The sequence below is a fragment of the uncultured Acetobacterium sp. genome, from assembly GCF_927416815.1.
Classification (GTDB): domain Bacteria; phylum Bacillota; class Clostridia; order Eubacteriales; family Eubacteriaceae; genus Acetobacterium.
Genome location: NZ_CAKMJU010000026.1, coordinates 90,698 through 114,757 on the forward strand (window position 1 = coordinate 90,698; position 24,060 = coordinate 114,757).

The window sequence follows — 24,060 nt, forward strand, 5'->3', positions numbered from 1 at the left end:
ACCTCCTAATTTTATTCCCTAAATCCTGTAATACGGATAACAACTACATTTCTAAATTAGGATAATACTGTAAAGCATAGTACCTATTAAAAAATAATACTGTTAAATTCATTTACTGTTAATTTAAGTTCTTGTTTATAATAACACGATCCAGTCAATAAAGCAAACTTTTTAATAATTATTTTCAAATCCTTAAGACTATTAATGAATGACCTGTTAATTCCATGTTTTTTTTTATTGAAAAGATGGAAAATCACCATCTTAAATGGTACAATATAAAAACTGTTTCTAAATTCTTACTGACATTAACAGCCCCGTTGGCTTTTAAATTTAAAGTGGCATTTAGCTATTATTTTTTCTTTAGGAGGTTTCATATGCGTTTAGTTACTCGTTCGGATTTTGACGGTTTAATCTGTGGTATGCTGTTAAAAGAAGCCGGCATTATTGACGACTGGATTTTTGTTCATCCCAAAGACCTGCAGGACGGTCTCTTCTCCCCCACTGAAAATGATGTACTGGCCAATGTTCCCTATGTACCCGGTTGCGGTATGTGGTTTGATCACCATTCATCTGAGAAAGACCGGATGGGATGGCATCCCGGAGTGGCCGGCGAGAGCCGCCTGGCACCTTCTGCTGCCCGGATCATATATGACTATTATGGCGGCATCGAAAAGTTTCCCAATTACCAAGAGATGATTTTTTCCGTCGATAAGGTAGACTCCGGAAATCTTACCCGCGATGAGATCTTAAACCCGACCGGCTGGATCCTGCTGGGCTTCATTTCTGATCCCCGCACCGGATTAGGCCGATTTCGAGATTTTCGAATCAGCAACTACCAGTTAATGGAAGAACTGATCAATCTTTTTAGAAACCTTTCGATTGAAGAAATCCTCGAATTGCCGGACGTCAAGGAACGGGTTGAACTCTACAATGATCAGGCGCGCCTCTTTACCGAAATGGTTACCGCCCATAGCGAACTGATCGATAATGTGCTGGTTACCGATTTGCGAGATGTTGAAACCATCTACACCGGGAACCGCTTTATGATTTACAGCATCTTTCCTGACCAGAATGTATCGCTCTGGATCGTCGACGGCAAGCAGAAACAGAATGTCTCGATTGCCTGCGGTTACAGTATCTTAAACCGTAGCTGTACTGCTGATATCGGCAAGCTGATGCTCAAGTACGGCGGTGGCGGCCATCACATGGTGGGCACCTGCCAGATCCCTTATGACGATGCCGACACCATTATAAAAGAAATCATTGCGGTACTAAAAAGCAAATAAAAAAACGCAACCGTCGCAGGTTGCGCTTTTTTTATTTTCCGGGACGGTATTCAAAGACCATCACTGTCCCCTGATAGCCCAGAAAAGTAATATAGGCCACCGAGTGATCAGGATTAAACCAGGCCATAACCGAATAGGGTGTGGCCGCGTCTTTTTTATTATAGGCTGAATTGATTTCGGTACCATCTGTCCCACCGAAAATAGTCTTGACTTCCTGATAAGTCATCCCTTCTTTTAGCGAATTAACTTGATCAGCCGTGACATTGGCGTTGACCAGGCCATCGAGGTAGCTATTATCTGGCACAAAGAGTTGTTTAAAGACCACCACCTCAGTGGTTTCTGCTGCTTCCGCAGCTTCGCCTTCCTCCATATCTTCGATGCTGATAATCTTATAGCTGACGGTTACCCCGTAGCCAGTGTTCTCATCAATATAGTTAAAGCCTTTCCCCTTAGCCGAACTTTCTACTTTTAGCACCTTTTCGGCTTCTTCCTTAGTCATCCCCACCAGCACCTTGTTGTAGAGATTTAAGGGATCGGTGCTGACCTCTTCTTTATCGCCACCAAAGATCATCAGTAGCACAAAGCCGATCAAGACAGCACTGACGATCAGTAAAACACCGCCGATCAGTATCGGCTTAGAAATTTTTTTCTTCATTCATTCTTCTCCTGTTTAATTTCTCAGGCTTTGTCAAACAATCTCCAAATTGTCTTTAATATCCGACTAAAAAAGAGTGTTTATCGCAATATCTCGACAATACCACTCTCAAAGATGATTTTCACTGAGATTTTCATTGCACTCATTCTAAACAAAAGCTGGGCTTTTGTCAATTAGAAAGCGCAAATCTCCTTAAATTATCACTTTTAAGTTTGAGGCAAGGCCACCACGCGAATATGAATGCAAAATAATCTCCCTGGCAATATTAAATGGCTCATTTTTTTGCAGATTAGTGTCAATATATTGCCACATGATCTGATTGACAGCGTCTTCATCTCGTGATAATGTTTGCATATGTAAACAATCCACCGGAATCAGTGTAACATTTTCACACCAGTGGGATCATTTTGTTCGACATCTGTTCTGTCGTCCCCGAGGTGTAATGAATGCTTTTACCCTGACCCGGCAAATTTTAAGGAGGCTATTTATGGCAGCTAAAATTCTATTAGTCGGCAGTGTGATGATGGATCTTATTCTTCGGTGTGAACGGGCACCAGAACCCAGTGAAAGTGTTTTAGGGCACGACTACCGCAATGCTCCTGGAGGAAAGGGCAGCAATGCAGCAGTAGCAGCCGCCCGAACCGGCGCCCAGGTTTCCGCCTATGCCACTGTTGGCAATGATACAAACGGTGAATATCTCTTGGATTGTTGGAAAAAAGAAGGGGTGGACACCACCTATACCATCGTTAAAGATGGTGCTAATACCGGTTTTGTGGCTATCACCCTGGAAGACAGCGGCCAAAACCGCCTGATCATCTTCCCGGGCGCAAATATGCTGACCCCTCCGGACGAACTGGAAAAAGTATTTGAAAATGACTTTGATGCCGTCCTGCTACAATTTGAAATTCCGCTGGAAACCAATGCCAAGGCGATTGAACTGGCTAATAAAAAAGGCATTATCACGGTTCTGGATGCCGGCCCAGCGCAGCCTTATCCGCTGGAAAAACTGCCGCCAGTAACCATCCTGTCCCCCAACGAAACCGAAACCAAAGCCCTGGTTGGCATCTACCCCGCTGATGAAGAATCTTGTCGGGCCGCCGCCAAAAAACTGATGGAGCGCAACGGTTGTAAATTTGTAGTGCTGAAATTGGGCGAACGCGGCTCTTATCTCTATGGCGATGGCCTGGATGTCATGGTACCACCCTACAAGGTTGACGCCATCGATCCCACCGCCGCCGGCGATGCCTACACCGGAACCCTGGCCAAGGCCTTTGTCGAAATGGGCGACCTGGTTGAAGCAGCCAAATATGCCAGCGCATCTGGCGCTCTGACCTGTACCCAGCTCGGTGCACAGCCATCGCTGCCCACCGCCGCAGAAATAGACGCCTTCCTGGCCACCCAGAAATAACTCTTAAAACGCAAAAGCAACAAACCGATTAAAGGCTTGTTGCTTTTTTAGTAACCAGTTTGTTCAGAAGCACGACCCAGTACCGACAATTGTTACATCATGTTGTACGCATCGGAGCGGACATGGCGATAGCCTGTCCGATTCCGCAGCGAACAACAGATTAACAATTGGTCGGTACGGCAGTATTCGACAACCTCAGCAACAAATCGCCATCAGCGTTTGTTGCTTTTTTAGTACCGGCTTTTAAGACAATTCCACTCCGAAATAGCTTTTCAAGGCGTCTTTGATTGCGGCAGCGCCGGTGATGGTGGTTTCGGTCAGCGACTCACCGTCTGTGATCTTTAGTTGACCGTCAAAAAAGGTGATCTTGCCGGTTGCGGTGACCAGGGCGCACATCTGTGCCTGCCTGAAGAAGGATTCCGGGTAGGTGGCAGTATAATGATTGGCAATCAGATAATCGGCCGGACAGCAGGCTTCCAAAGTAAAGGCGTAGATCGGTTCAAAACCGGTGGCAGTTTTAAACTCCACCCGGTAACCATAAACCGGGTCGGCCATCACCCGATGAATACGGCCTAGATGTTGCTGCTCCAGGCCTTCCTCAAATAATAGCGGTGCGGCCAGACTGTTCCCACCAAAGCCCACATCACAGACCCACTTCTGACCGTCGGCTTGAACCAGCAATACCATATGGGTTTTACCCGAGTTGTCAAAACCGCCATGATAGACCCGCGCCAGGTGGCGGGTCAGCGAAAAACCCATCTCGGTCAGCACCGCCGCAAAGAGGCTATTCATTTCAAAACAATAACCGCCGCGACGGTTTTTTACCATCTTCTCAAAAAGATCGTCAAGTTCCAGCGAAATATTCTTTCTTTCAAAAACGTCGAGGTTTTCAAAGGGAATGTTCATCACATGGCCAAGATGCAGTTGTTTCAGGCTTTTGGCACAAACCTGGCTGTCCCCGCTATAATCAATCCGCTTAAGATAATCCTCCAGGTTAAATCGTTTATCGGGCATAAGTTCTCCTTTATTAGTTTCGTTTAAAAGATAAACTTAGTATACCAGAATTCCCGGAAAAATAAAGCTAAAAGGATTTATTATGGATCATTTATTAATCAAGCACGCGTGGTCGTCGCCCCATCTTAATAGGCGACGACCTCCTTGATATTAAACTCCCGGCCGGATATCAAACGGAAATCTTCACCCTGACAGTTTGGGCAAATCTTGCGGTGGTCAACCACATTAAAAATTTGATGGCAAAGCTGGCATTCCCCCCTGGCCGGCAGCACAATGATTTCCAGTTTAGTCTCTTGATAAGGGGTATCACTGACTGCCGCCGGGTAACAGGCCTCGACAAAATGAGGAATCGTCTGTGACAATTGCCCGATCTCCAAAATTATCTTATCGACCTTAGTTAAATCATTTGCTATAACAAATTCGTCAACGATTTTAATCACTTCAAAAACAATCCCAAGTTCATGCATGGCCTGACACCTCTTTTTCTATTTCTTTAGTTAAACAACAAACTTATCGTGTTTCTGAAAAAGGATTGACCTTGTTCAGCATGATTTTGGCTTTTCGGCCGAGGGCTTTTTTAAGGACTGCTTTTGGCAAGTCATCAATTTCATAGCCCATCTCATCATAAACCCGTTCTAACGTAATCGCCTCAAATTTACATTTCAGGGTGCAGGCGCCACAACCAACGCATAAATACTCATCAACCTTGCTGGCACCACAGCTTAAGCAGCGGGCTGTTTCTTTCTGAATCTGCGCTTCAGTTAAAACCCCGCGCAAATCTTTAAAGGTCGTTTTCGAGACCTTGCCATCGACATGGGCAATCCGTTGTCGCTCGCTGCCGTCGTAATCGATGTGCTCATCGAGATTATCCTTGTCCAGCATCGTATAACTATGATTATCGCGGCCAAACACTAGTGACTGACCTTTTTGGACAAAGCGATGGATCGATACCGCCGCTTCTTTACCGGCTGCAATCGCGTCAATAGCCAGTTTGGGTCCGCTGGCGACATCGCCACCAGAAAAGATGTCAGCTCTTGAAGACTGTAAGGTGATTGGATCGACGACCACGGTGTTACGGCTGCTCAGCTCAACCGCTTCACCGGCAAACAAATTGCCATAAGCATAGGTTTGTCCGACTGACAGGATCACATTGTCACAGGCGACCACGATCCGGTCGGCTTCTTCAAATTGGGGGTTAAAACGACCAGCAACGTCAAGGGTCGACAGGCAGCGCTTAAACTCCACCCCGGTGACCTTGCCATTTTCGCTGACGATCCGGGTTGGTCCCCAGCCATTATGAACAGCAATTTCCTCACTCACCGCCTCGGTCACTTCCTCGGGATGAGCGGGCATCTGATCGCGGGCTTCCAGACAGTACAAATCAGTTTGGCTGACGCCTGCTAGTCTGGTCGCACTGCGAGCTACATCAATGGCCACATTGCCGCCGCCGATTACCACAAGCTTGCCCTTAACATCGATTGCTTCGGCTAAATTGGTGCGGCGCAGAAAATCGACTCCGCTAAAGACCCCTTGAGCCGTTTCGCCGTCAATCCCGAGGGTGCGTCCATCCTGGGCGCCAATCGCCACATAAAAGGCCTTAAACCCCTGCTTTCGCAGTTCCTGAAGGGTCATATCCTGACCAATTTCGACGCCGGTTTCAAACTTGACCCCCAGCTCTCTAATTATCTCAATTTCTGCGGTTAAAACGTCTTTTTCCAGTCGATACGAAGGAATCCCCATGGTTAGCATCCCGCCCAGGCGGCGTTCTTTTTCAAAAACAGTAACATCGTATCCGTCGATAGCCAGATCATAGGCGCAGGTCAGTCCCGATGGGCCAGAACCGATGATCGCAATTTTCTTGTCGCTGTAATCGTGTCGCTTAACCGGGATGAAACGGGAGGCCAGTTCCAAATCCTTTTCGGCGATAAACTTTTTGATATCATCAACCGCGACTGCTTGGTCAATATCGCCGCGGGTACAATCTTCCTCGCATAGCCGCGGACAGATCCGTCCGCAGACGGCCGGCAGTGGATTATGCTTTTTAATCAGCTCCAGCGCCTCGGTATAGCGTCCCTGGGAGGCCAGTTTAATATAACCCTGAACCGGGATATGGGCCGGGCATTTGGTAATACAGGGAGCAGTTCCCGAATCCAGGGCATTTTTGCGGTTGATGCGGTAATCGCTGTTCCATTTGTCTTCTTGCCATTCGGTATTGCGCGGTGTCACCTTGGTGATGGTCTCGTCAAGTGGTGTTTTAGTGCATAGTTTCTGGCCCAGTCTGATGGCATTAGTCGGACAGACGTCGACGCATTCCCCGCAGGCAACACATTTGCTCTCATCAACCACCGATTTATAATTGGATCGGACGATGTCATTGTTTAAGTATTCGTTGGCCAGCCGCATCGCATAGCAGCCACAGCCGCAGCAATTACAAATGGCATGGGTGTGTCCCGGGCTATCGAGATTGGGAACCGAATGCATCAGGCCATTGTCCTCGGCTTTCTTGATGATCTCAAAGGCCTCCGCTTTGGAGATTTCCCGTCCCCGACCAGTTTTGATATAATACTCGGCCGCATGGTCCAGTTGAATACACATTTCTTCTTTTAAGTGGCCGCAACCTTCGCCCATGGCTTCCCGGGAGGTTCGACAGGAGCAATCCGAGACCGAAAAAACGCTCGCCTCATTCAAATGGTGGGACACCTCTTCATAGGTCACTTTTTTTGAATTGCCATCAATGGCCCGTTCAATCGGTAAAACCCGCATCGGACCGCTACCAATTGGCATGATGCCAACAGCCATGGGGCCTTTTTTACCGCCAAAATAATAAAATGCTTCCGCAACTTCCGGATGTTTGGCGACTAGTTCTTTGTTATTGTTGATCATTTCCAGATGACCGGGGACAAAAATATCCTGCCAGTATAGATCTACCCCATCGACGGTATTAACGAAGGCAACCCCAGCCCAGGCAATATGCTCAAGAGCGGCCGTTACTTGATCAAGCGGTTCGCCGGCGGCGGTCGCGACGGCTTGTGCAGTCATCTTTTCCCGAAATGCCAGATGCATCGCAATCTTGGCCTGATAGGGATCAAGAATTGGCGCCAGGGCATAATACTCAGGCCCATAGGGAATTGCTTCGCGGCCGGTTCCGGCCTTGGTACGGCCAATTTTATTGGCCAGATCAACAATTTCCTGACGATAGGGCCGGTCATTGACATCCGCCCAGCTTAAGGCAAAATTGAAGCGGGTTGACTTGTTAAAATTTGTCGGTTCTGATTTATTATTCATTTGAGCTCCTCTATTTCTATTTTTATAATTTTACTTCTCAATTTTTATTTATCAATAAGTGGTTGTGGTGTCAAAATTCAATTCAAGCCGTTTGCTGTACAGCATATTAATTTCCGAGTGATTGTTATATCAACATAATGTATGTCAACCCGGTCAAAACTGCTTACGACACCCTAGCCATAAGTGATTCCAAATTTACAAACAGCGCCTAAAACGCATAGCACTGGTCTCGGTCTTGACGCGCTTCTGGTTATTCCGGCTGATTCCAGCTTTTTACCGCCCCGCGCAGCCAGTCGGCCCATTCCCCGATGCCCTCGCCAGTTTTGGCCGATATCGGGATGACGACCAGGTTAGGGTTTAATTTTTTAACCCGCTCCCGCAGCACCGCCAGATCAAAATCAAAATGATCCTTTACATCGATCTTATTGATCAGCAGCACATCAACCAGCGAAAACATCAGCGGATATTTCAGTGGTTTATCATCGCCTTCCGGGACACTCAGAATCATCGCGTTTTTAGAGGCACCGGTATCAAACTCAGCCGGACAGACCAGATTGCCGACATTTTCCAGCACCACCAGATCGGTCTGATCGGTACCAATCCCTTCCAGACCCTGGCGGGTCATCCCGGCATCGAGATGGCACATCCCACCGGTATGGAGCTGAATCACCCGGGTTCCGGTTTTGGCGACAGCATGGGCATCCACATCTGAGTCGATATCGGCTTCTAGGATGGCAATGCGCAGCTCATCTTTTAGTGCTTCAATGGTTCTCAGCAGGGTTGTTGTTTTTCCCGAGCCTGGTGATGACATCAGATTCAATAAAAAGGTCTGCTCCTTTTTTAATTCCTGTCTGAGTAAATCTGCCTCGCGGTCGTTATTCTCATAAACGCTTTTTTTGATTTCCAGAACCTTGTAAATTTCCATTTTATTTCTCGCTTTCCCTTGTTCTTTGTTAATTACAAGACTCACCTTACCAAACGATAGGTGCTTAGCTGTTGGTTTCCACAACACAATTGTTTGTCAGAAAGCAGCAGCCAAGCAGACGGCGGTTCATCCGTTTTGTAATTGTTTTCAGCTGCTTCTTTGCATTGATTATATGCTATCCAAATAACTTTGACAACAATTTAACAGCGCATAAAAACACATCCCGCCAGCTGTTTTCACTTGGTGTTAACAGTTTGACGGGATGTCTTCATAGGGAACCCCTGCTGCTAGTACAATTCTGTAAACAGCAAGCTAAACTAAATAACTACTCCTCAGATCCAAAATAGCGGTTGGCAAAATCGCTGAGGTATTGGGTCAGTTTGTCGAGGGTCGGAAAACAGGTCAGGCTGCCCGAAAAATAAATCCCCTGCTTGCCCTGGCAGGTCTTTACCTGATCGTAAAAGCCATCTTTTATTTTGGCCCCGCTGACATGGGGAAAGGTCTGCCACTGTTTATAGGCAAACAGGCGGTCGGCTTTAAAGCCAGCCGCTTTCAGATCGACGTCAATCTGGGCTTTCAAATCCTTAATCGGCAGCTCGCCGGTGGCATAGGCGGTCAACAACGGGCCGGGCTTATCCGGTTTACTGCTATACAAAAGCAACAGGTGCCCTTCCTTTTCAAAATTATGGCTAAAATAAGTAGTGGTACGGTAGTTTTGCTGCGCCACATAGGCCAGCACATTGTAGGCTTTTCTTCTATAGCAGCCCATCAGACTGGCATGCTCCGGGGATTGGATCACTGACTGATCTAGCGGCACGGTGATCACCACCGCATCAAAATCCTCCTTGCCGACGGGACTTGCAATCGTCACCCGATGATGCTCTCCGGGAATAATGCCGGTAACGGGGGTATTTAAGCGGAGGTCTTCCAACTTTTGTGCCAGTCTCGTCATGATTTCGGTAGCGCCATTGCTAAAGGCAATCAGCTTCCGCGACTCAATCATCGATGACAGGGTCATCAGATCCAAATACTTTAGGGCATAGATGGCCGGAATCTCACTTGACTTCCCAAAGCCAAAGGCGACCAGATGGGGGGTATAAACCTTAAGCAAGGTATGGAGCTTATTTTTATGGCACCATGATTCAAAGGACTGCGTCAAGGCGTCGGGAATGTTTTCCCAGCCCAGCGCATTTAAGGCGCCTTGATACGGCGCCAGAATTTCTGGCAGCCGCTTTAATTGCTCCTGAAAAGCAGCAATTTCATCAGGGGCGATCTGTGCCTGTTTTTTTCCGTCTGCTCCTAAAAAATTGCGATGAAAATACTTGTACTCGGCCTTAACACCTAAGTGGCGGAGAAACTTGATCAATGCTTCTGAGGTTCCCAGCACCACTCCCAGTTCACAGCACTCTTTTTTATGAAAGACGGTGCAGAGATGGCCACCAGCCCGTTCTTCCTGTTCAAAAACCGTCACTGCATGGCCGGCTTTTTCAAGAAAAAAGGCCAGCGTCAGGCCACCATAACCACCGCCGACCACTGCTATTTGCTTTTTCATGGTTCTGCTCTCCTTGCTAATCGTCATTTCTAGACGCTTTTAATCTAGCCACTTGCTAGCATCGCATTCGCTTTTAAAAGCCACTAGCGTTTTTGATTTTAATATTTTTGATCTTAGTATTTTCGATTAAGATAAGACCACAGGGGCAATGTCACCCCGGTGCCCTTGATCGCGACAACGATTTCCATCGGCGTTTTCTCGGCATTTTCGCCATAACCGAGCGACATCTCAAGATTATAATCACGAATGAATTTCTGAAATTCATCTTTGATTTCTTCAAAAGAACCGGCCGATTCCAACAGTGACTCCAGGTAATCACCACTTTTCTGGTTGAATACCTGGACGGTTTTTGAATACAGATTATTCTTTTCTTCCCAAATCACCTGCTTGATATTGATTTCGCGAAGATTACTGCTATACAGATGGCGACTGTGAATTCTGCCACTGGTATATTCTTGTTGATGGGGCGTCATCATCCAGCTTGGCTGCATCAGTAACTCATTGCCCATCGGAATGGCCACCCCCAGTAGCAGATCCAGGGCACACGCGGAATTTTTTTTGGTATAGAGCCGGGAACAGGCCACCCCGCTTTTTAAGTCGACTACCGCATACTGATAAAGATTGCCGATCCCCGGCTGATAACCGCGTTCAACCGTCCAGGCCAGCCAGCATTCGCCGACAGTCAGCTGCTCTGGCTCTGGCGCCCGATCCGAGCGGTTTTTTTGCTCAGGTTCTTGTACTTGATGCTGTTCGGTTCTTATTTTGCGGCTATAGTTTTTTCTGGCCGCTCTCTGGTTGAGTTCATGACGGCACATAATATTGTAAACCCCGCTGCTACTGATGATGATATCCTGATCCTCTAACAACCAGGCAATGCTTTGAGGGCCATAGTCGGGAAAGGAAACGATCGCATCCAGCACCGCCTGCTCCACCGCCAGCGCCGCTTTATTGGGCGGGAGATAATGGCGAACCTGATCTTTTAAGCCTTCCAGCCCCTGTTCATCAAACCGTTTATGCCAGCGATAGTAAAGGGTTCGGGAGATCTTGTATTTTTTACAGGCCGCACTAACTCCCTGTTCCTGGCCGCAGAGCAGAATCTCGTGGCGGAGTTTGATGGTTATTTCTTCTTGCGCTCTAACGGATTTTGGCATCTGCGATCTTCCTTTCTTGATACAGGCATGGCATCATTGACTGATGGATCCCTTTATTGGCCTTTGATTGCTTGACATATTAAACTATCCGGAATTATCAATCCGCCCTAAAAAAACAGATTGCCGACAAAGAATAAGACGACAATGTGCAGTGGATAAAAAATATAAAAGAGGTATTTCAGGCCGCTGCCTTTTTCGCCATTATAAGAAAGCATCAGTGGCAGAGCCGCGATCATCATCCACTGGTAATTATTGTAAAGCAGGGCGGTTGGTCGCGGATCGATTGCCCATTCAAGGCCTAAAAAGCCCAGGCAGAAAAGCCCATAGGCCAGGATCAGGCGTTTTTTATCAGTCCGGTTAAAATAGATCAGCACTCCCATAAAAACAAAGATAAAACTGCCCTCGTTAAAAATCAGATTGCCGGTGATAGCTCCGACAAAGCTCATCATCCCATTAAGGGGTAATACTTGCCCCGCCAGGATGCAAAGCAGGGTGGTAAAAATCTGATAAACTGCAAATAAGGCAAGATATTTGTTGCCTTTTTGCTTATCGGTTTTTCGGATTTCGATCAGCCAGACAATCACGCCGACCAACAAGAGCGTCACAAAGATATTGTTAAACAGCAGCGCATAGGGTTCAGCGATGATAATATTGCTAATCAGATCAATTAAGCCCATCCCCACACCAAAAAGGTACATCCGCAGCAGATATTTTTTGCGGTCATGGGTGTAATAAAAACCCCAGGCCATACAGAAAAAAAACACCGGCGCCGAAATCCGTCCGATCCAGTGCAGCCACAACGGCGTGCCCGGGATAAACTGCCCGACATGATCCAGAAACATCAAGATCAGGGCGATTACTTTTAAACTTGTCGAGGTCATCTTTTCTCCAATCTAGTGTAAGTCATTTTTATCTATTGCAAGTCATTTTTATGGATGACAATTTTTATATCATTATAAGAGCAGGACTCCGGCAGGGCTTCTTTGATCGGCCGCAGCGCTTCCAGACCGACTGTTCCGATCGCGTTGATGATTGCCATTTCTTTTTGATCATCGACAAAATCACTCCAGTCGATCGCTTTCCCTTCCTGATCACAGCGGATTAAATGATTAACGATACTGGTTTCGGTCAGGTCACGCTGTTTGGCGATGTCAGCAATGGTCATCCCGCCAGCAAACAGATCATAGCTGAGCTCCCATGAGGGAAGCTTGGCCTCACTTTCTCCTCTTTGTCGCATGTACACCCGGGCTTCTGAGTCATCAACTGCCGCGATCGGCCGGGGTCTGATGGTGATCGGGTTATGATCGGCAAAACTGCTAATCGCTTCAATAAAAACCGCCCCGTAATGATCATAACGGGCCTGACCGACGCCGTTGATCTTTAAAAATTCGGCTTCCGTGCGGGGAAAATAAGCTGCCATTTCTTTCAAGGCGGCATCGGGGAAAATCACATAGGGCGGCAACCCCTTTTCTTGAGCAATCCTGCGTCTCAAGCTGCGCAATTCTTCAAACAGGGCTTCATCACAATCCAGCGGCGGTTTGGCCTTACCTGAAGTTTTTGCTTTGGCAGCCTTGATATTGAGCAAGTGTTTTTTATGAAAGACCCTTTCTTGGCCTTTTAAAATCCCGCCAGCGGCCGCGGTCAGCTTGAGCACCGGGTACTCATCGGCGGTGACAACAAGATAGCCCTTTGCTACCAGGGTCATGATGATTTCCCGCAGGCTTTCGGCACTCTGGTCCTGCAGAATCCCGTAGGTTGAGAGCTTATCAAAGCCCAGCTCCAAGACCTTTTTGTTTTTCGAGCCCCGCAGTACCGCAATCACCATGTTCAGGCCAAAGCGGTTTTTCATCCGATAAATGCAAGAAAGAATCTTTTGGGCGTCCAGGGTGATATCGACCATTTCCGACTGATCCAGACAATTGCCGCAATTGCCACAACGTTCAAAGTCTGCGGTTTCGCCAAAATATTGGAGGATGCTTTTTCTAAGGCAGTCATTGGTGTGGCAATAATCGACCAGATACTGAAGATTCTCAAACAGCAGGGTCTCCCGCTCTGGAGAGGTCTGATTGAGCTGGATCAGCTGTTTCTGTTTAACAATATCGGCGGGTGAATATAAAATGGTGCAGTGGCTGGGTTCACCATCACGGCCGCCACGACCGGCTTCCTGATAATAGGCCTCCATATTCTGGGGCATATTATAATGGATGATAAAACGGACATCCGGCTTGTTGATCCCCATCCCAAAGGCATTGGTGGCCACCATCAGATGGAGGCGGTCATTAATGAAATCCTGCTGGTTCTGCTCGCGCGCCTCGGGACTCATCCCGCCATGATAGGCACCAGCTAAAAATCCCAGACTGTTGAGCTTGGCCGTAACGCTTTCGACCGTTTTTCGGGTGGCACAATAGATAATCCCGGACTGATCGGGAAATGTCTGGGTGATGGTATTCTTGAGATAGCCGAGTTTATCGCCGGTTTTAACGACCTGATAAAGCAGGTTGGGCCGGTCAAAGCCAATGATCGATTCAACCGGCTCCTTAAGCGCCAGCAAGGCTTTAATTTCCTGAATAACTTTCTTGGTGGCGGTGGCGGTATAGGCCGCCACCACCGGCCGGGGTGAAATATTATTGATAAAAGCGGGAATCTCCCGGTAGTGGGGTCTAAAATCATGGCCCCACTGGCTAATACAGTGGGCTTCGTCGACTGCTACCAAAGAAACCGAAAGCTCCCGCACCAGGTCAACAAAGGCTGGCGCGCAAAGTCGTTCCGGGGCGATATATAGGAGCTTATAGTGATTGGCACGGATCTTTTTAAGCCGCTCCTGATAGGTCGTGTCATCGAGACTGCTGTTTAAAAAGGTCGAAGCAATTCCCATTTCACCCAGTGCATCGACCTGATCCTTCATCAGTGAAATCAGCGGTGAGATCACCAGCGTGATACCCGGCAGCAGGGTAGCAGGCAGCTGATAGCACAGCGATTTGCCCCCACCCGTGGGCATGATCCCCAGCACATCCTGGCCATTTATAGCGGCGGTAATGATTTTTTCTTGTCCTTCTTTAAATGTATCATAGCCAAAATACTGGCTCAGGTTTTTTTTAAGTGTCACGATCAACCTCCTGTAAATCGGTGTTTCCGATAGACGGTTCCGTGGGGAACCTGACTTTTGTGATATCTTTATTATAAGTTAAAAGACCGCTGCTGACAAGGAAGGGGCACTCACAAAAGTCCTGTTGATTTCGAGTCAGGGTTAATTTCTCGGAATATTTTGGGGATATTTTTTGGATATTCTTGCAATCTTCACAAAACCTTAACCTTTTGTTCAAAAGTCCTTAACAAATTTAGTTTATACTGATATCAGATCAGCGATTAAGTATTTACAAGATTAATCCGAAATTTGTTTTACGAAAGGAAATAACAATGGTACAGTCAAGATTTGCAACCTATTATGAAAACCATCCAGAGACTAACGATATTTCACTGATTCTAGGCACCAGCAAAACAATAGATAAGTCACAACTTCGTTCCAACTTACCCACAGAAAAAGAAATCGCTTTAGCAAAAAAACTGCGAACAGATGAATGGGCTTATCTCAAAAATAGCATCGAAATGAAACTGGAATTGGCTCTGATGTACCTCAATCGATCCAATACACATCTCCAGCATCTATAAAAAAGGAGCTTTTGCCATCAGAAACGATGTGCAAAAGCCCTTTTTAGTTTCATTATTTGTTTAATAATTGTTTTACAGATCAAAATGGGCGACCCGGCGATATTCGGTATTACCAGAATCGTCCTGGATAAAATGCCAGTTAGACGGAAAGCTCAGTTCCTTGGCCAGTCCCTCCAGGGTGAATAACATAATTCCGGCATCGGTATAGTTTTCTTCTTGCTCTGGATTAACCACGCACAGTTCCGCATAGCCATCCTTTAGAATCAGTCGACAAGGCTGACCATTTTGATATGAGGGTGAATTTCTGACGTAGTAAAGCAGATCCAGAACCCCTCTTTTTTCCATTTCTTTAAATGGCGCCACGTTTCCCCAGTTTTGGAGAAAAATAGTATCGACCACTGACAGCCGCGCATCATCGCTAGTATTAATCATAGTGATTCCATAGGGGTTTTGTTCGTATTTTGTATCACAATTAATGATCGTTGTATGCCTATCACTTTTTGCTTCTTTTTTAGCGGGCTTTCCAAACGCCAGCAAATGCTGAATTGTACCAGTCTGTCCCGCCAGTAATTTTTCTTCTTGTGCCGAGCTTATTTCTTTTAGGGTGATCCAGCAGCTACCTAAACCCAGATCATAGATTTTTTTTACCACTGACTGCATATAAAAAGCTCCGTAAACCTCCAGTTCCTGGTCGGCTTTATCCAACCGCAAAGCGATGTAATGCGGACTCTTGATCATCAATCCACCATAACCGCCGGAGCCTTCCAGATCGCTATACACATCGGCGCCGTTTTTTAAGACGAACAGGGAAAAACCCTTTTCCTGACCGACGCTAGTGTTTAGCTCATCCAGATATGTTTGTACCTCATTCATATCCCGTTCTTCCACACTGCTATCGACAAATTCTCTGGTTGAGTGACTATTGACCGTAAATTCTCTGAATTTCATAAAGTTAGACCTCCTTCTATTAGCTGTTTATTTTATACCCCAATTGCGGTGAACTAATCAGATTTGGTCCTAAATTTGCCGCCATGTCCGATTTTTGACTTAATAATTGTAGAAAATATTGAACCCTAGCTTATCGCAACTTATGGTTACGCTAACAAACAACCCGATCTGCTTCAAATCATCAGCGGACTACGATCTAAAGAAGCCCTTCATTTCGGCTTGAAAATTTCGCCATTTCTTAATGGGATGATCATGACCGACCTTTTCAATCCGCTTCACTTCACAATGGGGATTGAGAGCCAGCATTTTTTTTACCGTTGCTGCGATAACTTTGGGTTCTTTTTCCCCATAAAGACAAAGAATTGGCACCGAACTGACCGGAAAGCCCGGATATTTTTCAAAGGTGACCCGATCGGTATAATAGTTTTTCCAGGTGGTTCGGCTGATTTTAGTCCAATAGTCCAGAAAAAACTGCGCCTGGTCGGGTTCATCAATCCCCAAAAATTTGACGTAAACCTTGCCCATCCAAGCTTTCTTTAGCAGTGGATACAATAACGAAACAAAGCTGGCCTTACGCCGCGAAATGCGATCATTTTCATCGACCATGGGACTGCTGATAATGGCCTTTTTAAACAATTCAGGCTCCTGAGAAACAAGTGCCAAAGCCAGATTGGCCCCTTCTGAATGACCGACAAGATAAACTGGCTGACTGCCCAATCCTTTGATCAGACGGATCAGTGCCAGCATTGTTTTTTCCAGTTCAAAATCCTGTTTCACTTCGCGGCCGCTTCCATAAAGGTGCGGAATAACAAGATGATACTGACTGGACAGCTCATGCTGTTTTAAATAGATTTCGACTATCGCCGCGCAATGGAGTAACACAATGGTCGGGTTTTTCTGATCCCCATATTCTTCATAATACATCCTTATTATTTCCTTTCAATGGCCGCTTATTTCGGCGGTCGGTTTGCTTACTGGTTAGCGATCTGCTCCAGCATTTTACCGAGCTGCTTGTTAAGTTTGGCAATCGGTAGTCCGACAATATTATTGTAATCGCCCTTAATCCACTTGACCCAGAGGCCGGCTTCTTCCTGGATGCCATAGGCTCCGGCCTTGTCGATCGCTTTTCCGGAGGCCACATAATCTGCCACTTCCCGCTGCATCTGATGATCCCACTGATAAAAACGGATCGTCGAAATCGCGACGAATCGTTCTTCGTGGTCGCGATAGCGGATGCTGACACCGGTTAAGACCTGATGGGTGTTTCCGGCCAGTTGTTTAATCATCTGGTAGGCTTCTATTTCATCGGCTGGTTTGCCTAAAATCTGTTCATCAAGCACGACCATCGTGTCTGCTCCGACCACCAGTGCCCGAGGATTGATTTTTTGGACAACGCTAGCCTTTCTGGACGCCAGTTGACCAACCAGGTTTTTTACAGTCTCCTGAAAATCGCCGTCATGATCTGCCAGCATCTCAGCTTCAATCCGTTTTTCGTCGATTTCGGCCGCCTGGATAACGAAATCCTTGATGCCCTGGCTTTTAGCTACCAGCTTAAACAGCTCCCGTCGGCGGGGCGACTGACTAGCAAGAATTATTTTTGGTTGCACGGTTGACCTCCGGTTTTTTTAGAATAGCCATATTGTATCAGTTTATTGATAAAAAAACCACCTGTCTGTGAAGTAAACTTCACGACCGGTGGTTTTTTTAGCTCCTTCCGCCATAGCCGAAACGGCCAGCAAAAATGTCTTTGCAAATTATTGAACTTGTGTTAGATAGGCTTCAAATGTCAGGCTATTTTTAAATATTTCTGCTGCTACATCTTTTCCCACGTAACGTAGGTGCCAGGGTTCGTAAGCGTATCCGGTGATGGCTGTTTGATCCTCCGGATAACGAATAATATAGCCATATAGATGGGCATTATTCTTAATAAACTGGCCTTCCGGAGTTTGTCCGAAACTTTCCAGCAGATCAAAGTTAACCGATTCAGCCGTGACATCCATTGCCAATCCGGTCTGATGCTCGCTCTGGCCGGGTTTTGCGCTGACCAGATCGGCCTCCTTCTGACCATAGGCATTGACATTTTCAGCATATAGCTGATCCTGGCTTTGATAAGAACGATAGCCCGAACAACAGTAAAGCGTCAGGTTTTTCAGCGCGGCTGCGTCAAAGAGATCCTCTAGCGCCGTAGCTGCTTCTTTGCGTAATTGGGTTTCCCGAACCCCCGGTAAATCGACCGATACCAGATCAGGTGGCAGATAATCTTGATCAAGACTGGTAGTTTTATTGACTAAGACCAGTATATCCGTGGGGTCGGCGATGGCCTGACTAGTCACTGTATCGGTACGGTTTCCCTGGGTCGAATCAACGGTAGCGGTATTGCTAGTCGGCGCTATCGGCACATTTCTTGCTGAAATAGCGGTCCAGATCATATAAATTGAAAAACCCAGCAGGATGATTATGAATCCCAGCAGTCCCATCATCAGATAGAACCGCTTCTTATTTTGAATATGCATGGCTTTCTCCTCTCCTTTTTTACGTTCACGGGCTATACGTGTAACCCCGGGTATTGATCGAGATCATATTATCTCCCAGGGGTTCACAATTGATGTTCAGGGTGCTAGGTAGCGAATATCCAGTAACATTGAAAACGGAAAGGGTTGCGATGGTGCCATTGGGATTCACCCCAACAATCTGATAATTTCCGGTCGATGAGTAGGAACTATTGTTGCCATAACTATATGAATAAGTAAGGTACCCATTGCTAAAGTAGTATCGATAAAAATAAGACCCGGAGCGCGATGTCCATGAACCGGAAATATTATTTTCCAGAATTGATTCACTGCTAGCCGAAATGATATATTTACCTTCAATCGTTTTGCTGGGATAACCATTGGCTCCGACTTCAATGGCTTTAATGGTCTTTTCCCCTGGGGTCAGTTCGATGACCGTCGTGTACTCCGGCGAGGCGGTCGTTGGCTGCGAGCCATCGGTGGTAAAGTAAATCTTATCAGCCGGATCGCCTTTGATAATATCGACCGCCTGTGTTCCCTGGTAAGAGCCGGGATTTAAATTAAAGGAAGGCGCTTTCACCATAAACTCACCTTTTCGTTTAATATAGCCCTCGTCCCCAGTATCCTTTGCCGCCCGATCCATCAGAGCAAAGAGGGCTTCTTCACCGATCTTTGCATTAACCTCTGAATCAATATAAGCATTATATACCTGTTTCATTTTTTCAAGATCAGTGATCCGTTTCAAGCTATCTTCAAAATAGGTTCTGGCATTGCCATAGTCTCCCAGACCGGCATAAGCCTTAGCTTTACCAAAGATAGCATCGGGATTGTCTGCATCCAACGTGCCTACGTCTTCAAAAGCTTTCATCGCTTGATCGAATTTGGCTTCGCTCAGCAACGTTTCGCCATTTTTCAGGTCATTACTGATTTCTGTGTTGCGCTGGTAGTTTAAATACGCAGCCACACCGCCACCAACCAGCAATAAGCTCAGGATGATGGAACTGACAATGATCACCGGTTTTTTATGCTTAAATGGTTTCTGTTGTTTAAACACCAGCGACTCGGTATTTTCAATCACATAGGGTTCGTTTATCACTTCCACAAGTGCTTCGGTTTTTTCGTCCATTAAGGCTTCGGTCTGCTCGTTCATCAAAGCCTCTGTATCTTCGATCATTAAGGCTTCGGTTTTTTCTTCATCCTCAATGGCTTCCTCGTCACCCGCAATCGCTTTTTCTTCGGCAAGCTGAGCCTCGCTTTTTTGATCTAGTTGCTGCTTGACAGCAGCATCCTCAGGATCGCCATCATCGCTATCAAGCGCCGCGGTTTGCTCTACTTCTGTGTCAACAACCGAATCCTCATGGCGCTCGTTTTCTACTAGATCTGCCAAGACCTGGTTTTTTTCTTGCTCAAGCTTTTTTTCCTGCTCGTCGGCACTTGTGTTGTTTTGATCAGTTACCAAAGTGTCGTTATTTCGCTCGATTGGCAGCTCAGTTTTTCCATAGGATGTCCTTTTTTTTCTTCGTGATTTTGAATTCATAAGTACCCCTTTCAAACCTTTATTTCATGCAAAAGTGCTCAGCAAAAGCTGATTTTTACTTTTAAACGTTTATCGAATTTCGAGATAAAATTGGTTGACGCCAAAACTAACGCTATCGCCATTTTTTATGACATAATTATCATTCGGCTTCAATTGTTTTTTATTCAATAAGATGCCATTGGTGGAACCAAGATCTGCAATGTGGTAGCAACCATCATGGTAGCTAACCAGACAATGAGATCGGCTGATGCCGGTTGCCCGCAAAACAAAATCAACATTATCGGGGCCTCTGCCAATGGTGAATGGTATTTTTGAAACGACTATTTCAAGCCAGTCACCTTCAACCTTAACCGGATGAAACACCGGTAATTTTCCAGGCCCATTGTGAACCCCGCCATCGGCCGCTAATTCCTGATTTTGATGCGGCTTGTCTTTGACCCCAGATGCTTTTTTATGTGAAGCTGATTTCACGGTTGGTTCAAAAGCTAGCGTTTTTTTATTTTCCTCGTCGAAAAAGTCCTGAACGATATTTTTAAAACCCGCTTCTTCTCCCGGCAAGCGCTGAGCCAGCTCAATGATTTTTTTTAAGCGGCTGATCGCCTTATGATCGAGGTCATTCTCATTTATAAACTGCCTCAGGGTTGACTTGAAATGATTCAACTCCCGGACTTCGTCATCCTTTTTCAAAACCCCAATAGAACCGGCTCCGTCACCACTCCGATGATTTTTAAAACTGCGGTTTCCCTGAATCCGCTTCATTTGTTTTTCCGTCTTAATTTCTACCGGTTCTTGACTTTTTTGAGGATCTGCGGCATTTGCTGAGCCTGTCGATTGATTATTGACGGGCAATACATCCAGAATCACCTCGGACAATTCCAGCCGATCGCCCGCGACGATCTGATATTTTCTTGAAGGCTCAATCTTGACCCCATTAAGAATCGTCCCGGCACTAGAATGGAGATCCTCCAGATACCAACTGCCATCCGTTAGAGTTAATTGACCATGATTTCGACTGACTCTTTTATTGTTGATATGAAAATCACTTGAATTAGGATCCCGCCCCAAAATAAACGGGCTTACCTGCAATTCATAAATCTTGCCGTCATACATCAGCACCAAATCACTTTTTATATTGTCCTTAATTTTTTTACTCATCGCTTCTTCCATACCTTCTCTTCACAGTTAATAGGCTGTTATTAACCCCATTATAAAAAGGGTTGCCCAGATTAACAACACATTGATGGCTTGTACCTGACGCTCTTGAATTCGCTCAGCTTTCGTCTGCTGGTCATGATTGAGATCGCTTAGAATTTCAACAAAACTCTTGTAACGCTGATGGGGCTTAACCGCAATCGATTTGGTCAGGATCTGAGTGATCTCCGGTGGAACGATTTTAGCTAATTTTTTCTCCATCATCGCAAAACTTTCCTGGGGACTGGTTTTCATATTTTCGGGTTTTTTACCTGTGGTGACATAATACATGGTCGCTCCGAAGCCATAAATATCGGTTTGCGCCGTCCCCACCTTCTTAGTAAACCGCTCCGGAGCGGTGAAGGACAGCGTTCCAAAGACTTTTTTATCGGCCTGGTCAATCTGCTCTTTTTTACGAGCCAGCCCAAAATCGATGATTTTTATTTCACAATTATCGGTCAGCATCATATTATCCGGTTTGATATCGCGATGAATCAGCCCCTGCCGATGCAGATAGTCCAGGGTTTCGGCCATGCTCTCCATCCAGATTCGCAGATACTCTTCCCTAATTTTACCGCACTTTCGGATAACCAGACTGAGCGGTTCTCCTCGGATATATTCCTGAACCATATAGACATAGTCCTGATCCTCAGTGACTGCGATGATTTTAGGAATCCCGGGGTGATCAAGGCCTATCATCACATCTGCCTCGCGCATAAAATCCAATTGATTGTCGGTATAGGCTTCCTTATCCAGTACTTTCAAGGCAAAGTCGGCTTTTTCCAGGCCATTACTTTGCACATGAAAAACACAACCCATTCCACCATTGCCCAAGATCTTTATAATCTGGTATTCCTGGTTAAATATGCTTCTTGCTTGTTCTTCGATTATGGTGATTTTCTCTTTTTTCATCGCCCCTGCTGACCAATCCTAGAATTCTAAACGTTACTCAATTTACACGGCTCCCACCAAGACCAGAGGTGCCGGCTTTACGCGTATTCTAATGGTGCCAATTGAACAAACTGTTTCTTTCTTTTAAATTTATTAAAAACATTGTATCTTTTATACCCAAATATTTCAAGATGTGGCAACTTGTGTGCCAGTTTTTTTTTCAGAATTCAAGAATCGTCAGCTATTGACATGGTAGCTATTTATAAATTAGCCAAAAGAGCAATTTATCATCCCCATTCAAATGCTACTCGAAAGCCATTAGACATATCGCAGCGGTATTTTTTGTCCATTTTTCACCCATTTCTTTGTATAAAAATTCAATCTATGCTATAATACAATGAATTTTGTTTGAGGAGGAAAAGAATGAGTACTGATAACATCCAAATACTGATCGCCATGATCATTTACATCTCGGCGATACTCGGTATTGGCGTCTATTTTTTAAAGATCGCCAACGAAAACAGTGACAATTATTTTATCGGCGGTCGTACCCTGGGACCCTGGGTTGCGGCAATGAGTGCAGAAGCATCTGATATGAGCGGGTGGCTTTTGATGGGTTTACCCGGTGTAGCCTACTGGTTTGGCTGGAGCGATGCCTTCTGGACTGCTTTAGGTCTGGCAATCGGCACCTATCTAAACTGGAAGATTACTGCCAGACGACTACGAAACTATTCCGCTGTTGCTGGTGATGCGATCACCATTCCGGAATATTTTAGTAATCGCTTTAAAGAAAACAAAAAAGTCATTATGCTGATTGCTTCCTTGTTTATTCTGGTTTTCTTTACGGTTTACGCGGCCAGCTGCTTTGTAACCGTGGGTAAGCTGTTTAATTCGCTTTTCGGCATTCAATACCAGGTTGTGATGATCGCCGGTGCATGTTTTGTTATTTTATATACCTTATTAGGTGGCTTCCTGGCTGAAAGTGTTTCAGACTTTATGCAGGGGGTTATCATGATCATTGCTTTGGTACTGGTACTGGTGATGGGTACAACCGCTGCCGGTGGCATTAATGCGATCAGCGAAAACATTCAGAGGATTCCCGGATTCTTTGATTTCTTTGGCATTGCCAACCCCACCGTGGTCGACGGCGCCCAACAGGTCTTGGCTGGTAACCCGGTTTTTGGTCCCGCCTTACCATACACCTTTTTAACGATCATTTCGACAATGTCCTGGGGTCTTGGCTACTTTGGAGTTCCCCAGGTATTGCTGCGATTTATTGCCATCCGCGATGCTGCTGAAATTCCTAAAGCCCGACGGATTGCTACCACTTGGTGCGTGATTTCGCTGTTTGCTGCCGTTTTTATCGGTCTGATCGGCCGGGTTTTATACCCGACAGAACTACTAACCCCAAGCGGAGCGGAAAGTATCTTTATCGTGATGTCAACCAATCTGCTACCACCACTCATTGCTGGCTTTGTCATGGCCGGGATCCTGGCAGCAACGATGAGTTCATCCGACTCCTACCTGCTAATTGCCGCATCTGCTTTTTCTAAGAATATTTATGAGGGCATTCTCAAAAAAGATGCCACCGATAAAGAAATCATGCGGGTTTCCCATATTACCCTGATTGTCATTTCGATCATCGGGGTGCTGCTGGCACTTGATGAAACCAGCGTCATCTTTAATATTGTATCCTTTGCCTGGGCCGGTTTTGGGGCTACCTTTGGCCCGCTGATGATCTTCTCGCTGTTCTGGAAACGAACCAACCGCGAAGGCGCTATTGCCGGAATGCTTGGCGGCGCTGGGATGGTCTTTATCTGGCGACTGTTCATCAAGCCAATCGGCGGCGTTTTCGGAATTTACGAACTACTACCCGCCTTCTTAGTATCTTGCGCCTTTATTGTGGTCGTTTCACTACTGACCAAAGAACCATCCCAGGAAATCCAGGATGAGTTTGAGCAGGTTAAAGCCGCTTCAATTAATTAATGATCCTATGATTTAAAACAAAAAGCCAGCTTTCAGCTGGCTTTTTGTTATG

The 24,060-nt window shown here is 46.0% G+C and carries 20 protein-coding genes; 4 read left to right on the plus strand and 16 right to left on the minus strand.

The features are described 5' to 3' along the window. The first annotated feature begins 374 nt into the window (after positions 1 to 374). Positions 375 to 1,286, plus strand: a complete 912-nt coding sequence (locus QZ998_RS04555; protein ID WP_296558396.1) for an exopolyphosphatase — start codon at positions 375 to 377, stop codon at positions 1,284 to 1,286. 31 nt (positions 1,287 to 1,317) lie between these two features. Here the strand turns inward: QZ998_RS04555 and QZ998_RS04560 are convergent, their stop codons facing one another. Further along, positions 1,318 to 1,941 carry a hypothetical protein gene (locus QZ998_RS04560; protein ID WP_296558397.1) on the minus strand — a complete coding sequence of 208 codons (624 nt, stop codon included), beginning with the start codon at positions 1,939 to 1,941 and terminating at the stop codon, positions 1,318 to 1,320. A gap of 487 nt (positions 1,942 to 2,428) precedes the next feature. Between QZ998_RS04560 and QZ998_RS04565 the strand changes: the two genes are divergently transcribed. Beyond that, positions 2,429 to 3,349 carry a ribokinase gene (locus tag QZ998_RS04565; RefSeq protein WP_296558399.1) on the plus strand — a complete coding sequence of 307 codons (921 nt, stop codon included), beginning with the start codon at positions 2,429 to 2,431 and terminating at the stop codon, positions 3,347 to 3,349. A 243-nt stretch (positions 3,350 to 3,592) separates the two neighbouring features. Here QZ998_RS04565 and QZ998_RS04570 read toward each other — a convergent pair whose 3' ends face one another. The 8 genes from QZ998_RS04570 to recQ form a co-directional block, all read right to left on the minus strand. Continuing rightward, a complete protein-coding gene (locus tag QZ998_RS04570) occupies positions 3,593 to 4,363 on the minus strand; it encodes an arylamine N-acetyltransferase (protein WP_296558401.1) in 771 nt (256 codons plus the stop codon). A 125-nt stretch (positions 4,364 to 4,488) separates the two neighbouring features. Beyond that, positions 4,489 to 4,830, minus strand: coding sequence for a hydrogenase maturation nickel metallochaperone HypA (locus QZ998_RS04575; protein ID WP_296558403.1), 342 nt, complete (start codon positions 4,828 to 4,830; stop codon positions 4,489 to 4,491). Between the two features lie 43 nt (positions 4,831 to 4,873). Then, positions 4,874 to 7,648, minus strand: coding sequence for an FAD-dependent oxidoreductase (locus tag QZ998_RS04580; RefSeq protein ID WP_296558405.1), 2,775 nt, complete (start codon positions 7,646 to 7,648; stop codon positions 4,874 to 4,876). Positions 7,649 to 7,898: 250 nt separating this feature from the next. Further along, entirely contained in the window at positions 7,899 to 8,573 is a 675-nt protein-coding gene (gene hypB / locus QZ998_RS04585; RefSeq protein WP_296558407.1) for a hydrogenase nickel incorporation protein HypB, read from the minus strand. A 325-nt stretch (positions 8,574 to 8,898) separates the two neighbouring features. Next, a complete protein-coding gene (locus QZ998_RS04590; protein ID WP_296558409.1) occupies positions 8,899 to 10,125 on the minus strand; it encodes an FAD-dependent oxidoreductase in 1,227 nt (408 codons plus the stop codon). A gap of 113 nt (positions 10,126 to 10,238) precedes the next feature. After that, complete coding sequence (locus tag QZ998_RS04595; RefSeq protein WP_296558410.1) at positions 10,239 to 11,276, minus strand: helix-turn-helix domain-containing protein; 1,038 nt, start codon at positions 11,274 to 11,276, stop codon at positions 10,239 to 10,241. Positions 11,277 to 11,383: 107 nt separating this feature from the next. Next, positions 11,384 to 12,157, minus strand: coding sequence for a TraX family protein (locus QZ998_RS04600; protein WP_296558411.1), 774 nt, complete (start codon positions 12,155 to 12,157; stop codon positions 11,384 to 11,386). A 32-nt stretch (positions 12,158 to 12,189) separates the two neighbouring features. Continuing rightward, positions 12,190 to 14,382 (minus strand): DNA helicase RecQ, encoded by a 2,193-nt coding sequence (recQ, locus tag QZ998_RS04605; protein WP_296558413.1) that lies wholly within the window; start codon positions 14,380 to 14,382, stop codon positions 12,190 to 12,192. A gap of 311 nt (positions 14,383 to 14,693) precedes the next feature. Here recQ and QZ998_RS04610 point away from each other — a divergent pair, with 311 nt between their 5' ends. Further along, on the plus strand, positions 14,694 to 14,945 hold the full coding sequence (locus QZ998_RS04610) for a hypothetical protein (protein WP_296558414.1): 252 nt from the start codon (positions 14,694 to 14,696) through the stop codon (positions 14,943 to 14,945). A 72-nt stretch (positions 14,946 to 15,017) separates the two neighbouring features. Here QZ998_RS04610 and QZ998_RS04615 read toward each other — a convergent pair whose 3' ends face one another. The 7 genes from QZ998_RS04615 to QZ998_RS04645 form a co-directional block, all read right to left on the minus strand. Next, entirely contained in the window at positions 15,018 to 15,893 is an 876-nt protein-coding gene (locus QZ998_RS04615) for a nitroreductase family protein (RefSeq protein ID WP_296558416.1), read from the minus strand. Positions 15,894 to 16,082: 189 nt separating this feature from the next. After that, entirely contained in the window at positions 16,083 to 16,817 is a 735-nt protein-coding gene (locus tag QZ998_RS04620) for an alpha/beta hydrolase (protein ID WP_296558417.1), read from the minus strand. Positions 16,818 to 16,864: 47 nt separating this feature from the next. Next, positions 16,865 to 17,500: a Maf family protein gene (locus QZ998_RS04625; RefSeq protein ID WP_296558418.1), complete on the minus strand. Its 636-nt coding sequence runs from the start codon at positions 17,498 to 17,500 to the stop codon at positions 16,865 to 16,867. 147 nt (positions 17,501 to 17,647) lie between these two features. Continuing rightward, complete coding sequence (locus QZ998_RS04630) at positions 17,648 to 18,406, minus strand: M15 family metallopeptidase (protein WP_296558420.1); 759 nt, start codon at positions 18,404 to 18,406, stop codon at positions 17,648 to 17,650. A gap of 25 nt (positions 18,407 to 18,431) precedes the next feature. Further along, the gene (locus QZ998_RS04635) at positions 18,432 to 19,940 is read right to left on the minus strand and encodes a chitobiase/beta-hexosaminidase C-terminal domain-containing protein (protein WP_296558421.1); all 1,509 of its coding nucleotides are present in this window, start codon (positions 19,938 to 19,940) and stop codon (positions 18,432 to 18,434) included. A 69-nt stretch (positions 19,941 to 20,009) separates the two neighbouring features. Further along, positions 20,010 to 21,095 carry an FHA domain-containing protein gene (locus QZ998_RS04640; RefSeq protein WP_296558422.1) on the minus strand — a complete coding sequence of 362 codons (1,086 nt, stop codon included), beginning with the start codon at positions 21,093 to 21,095 and terminating at the stop codon, positions 20,010 to 20,012. Between the two features lie 27 nt (positions 21,096 to 21,122). After that, a complete protein-coding gene (locus tag QZ998_RS04645; RefSeq protein ID WP_296558424.1) occupies positions 21,123 to 22,043 on the minus strand; it encodes a serine/threonine-protein kinase in 921 nt (306 codons plus the stop codon). A 402-nt stretch (positions 22,044 to 22,445) separates the two neighbouring features. Between QZ998_RS04645 and putP the strand changes: the two genes are divergently transcribed. After that, positions 22,446 to 24,008 carry a sodium/proline symporter PutP gene (gene putP, locus QZ998_RS04650; RefSeq protein WP_296558425.1) on the plus strand — a complete coding sequence of 521 codons (1,563 nt, stop codon included), beginning with the start codon at positions 22,446 to 22,448 and terminating at the stop codon, positions 24,006 to 24,008. Positions 24,009 to 24,060: the final 52 nt, after the last annotated feature.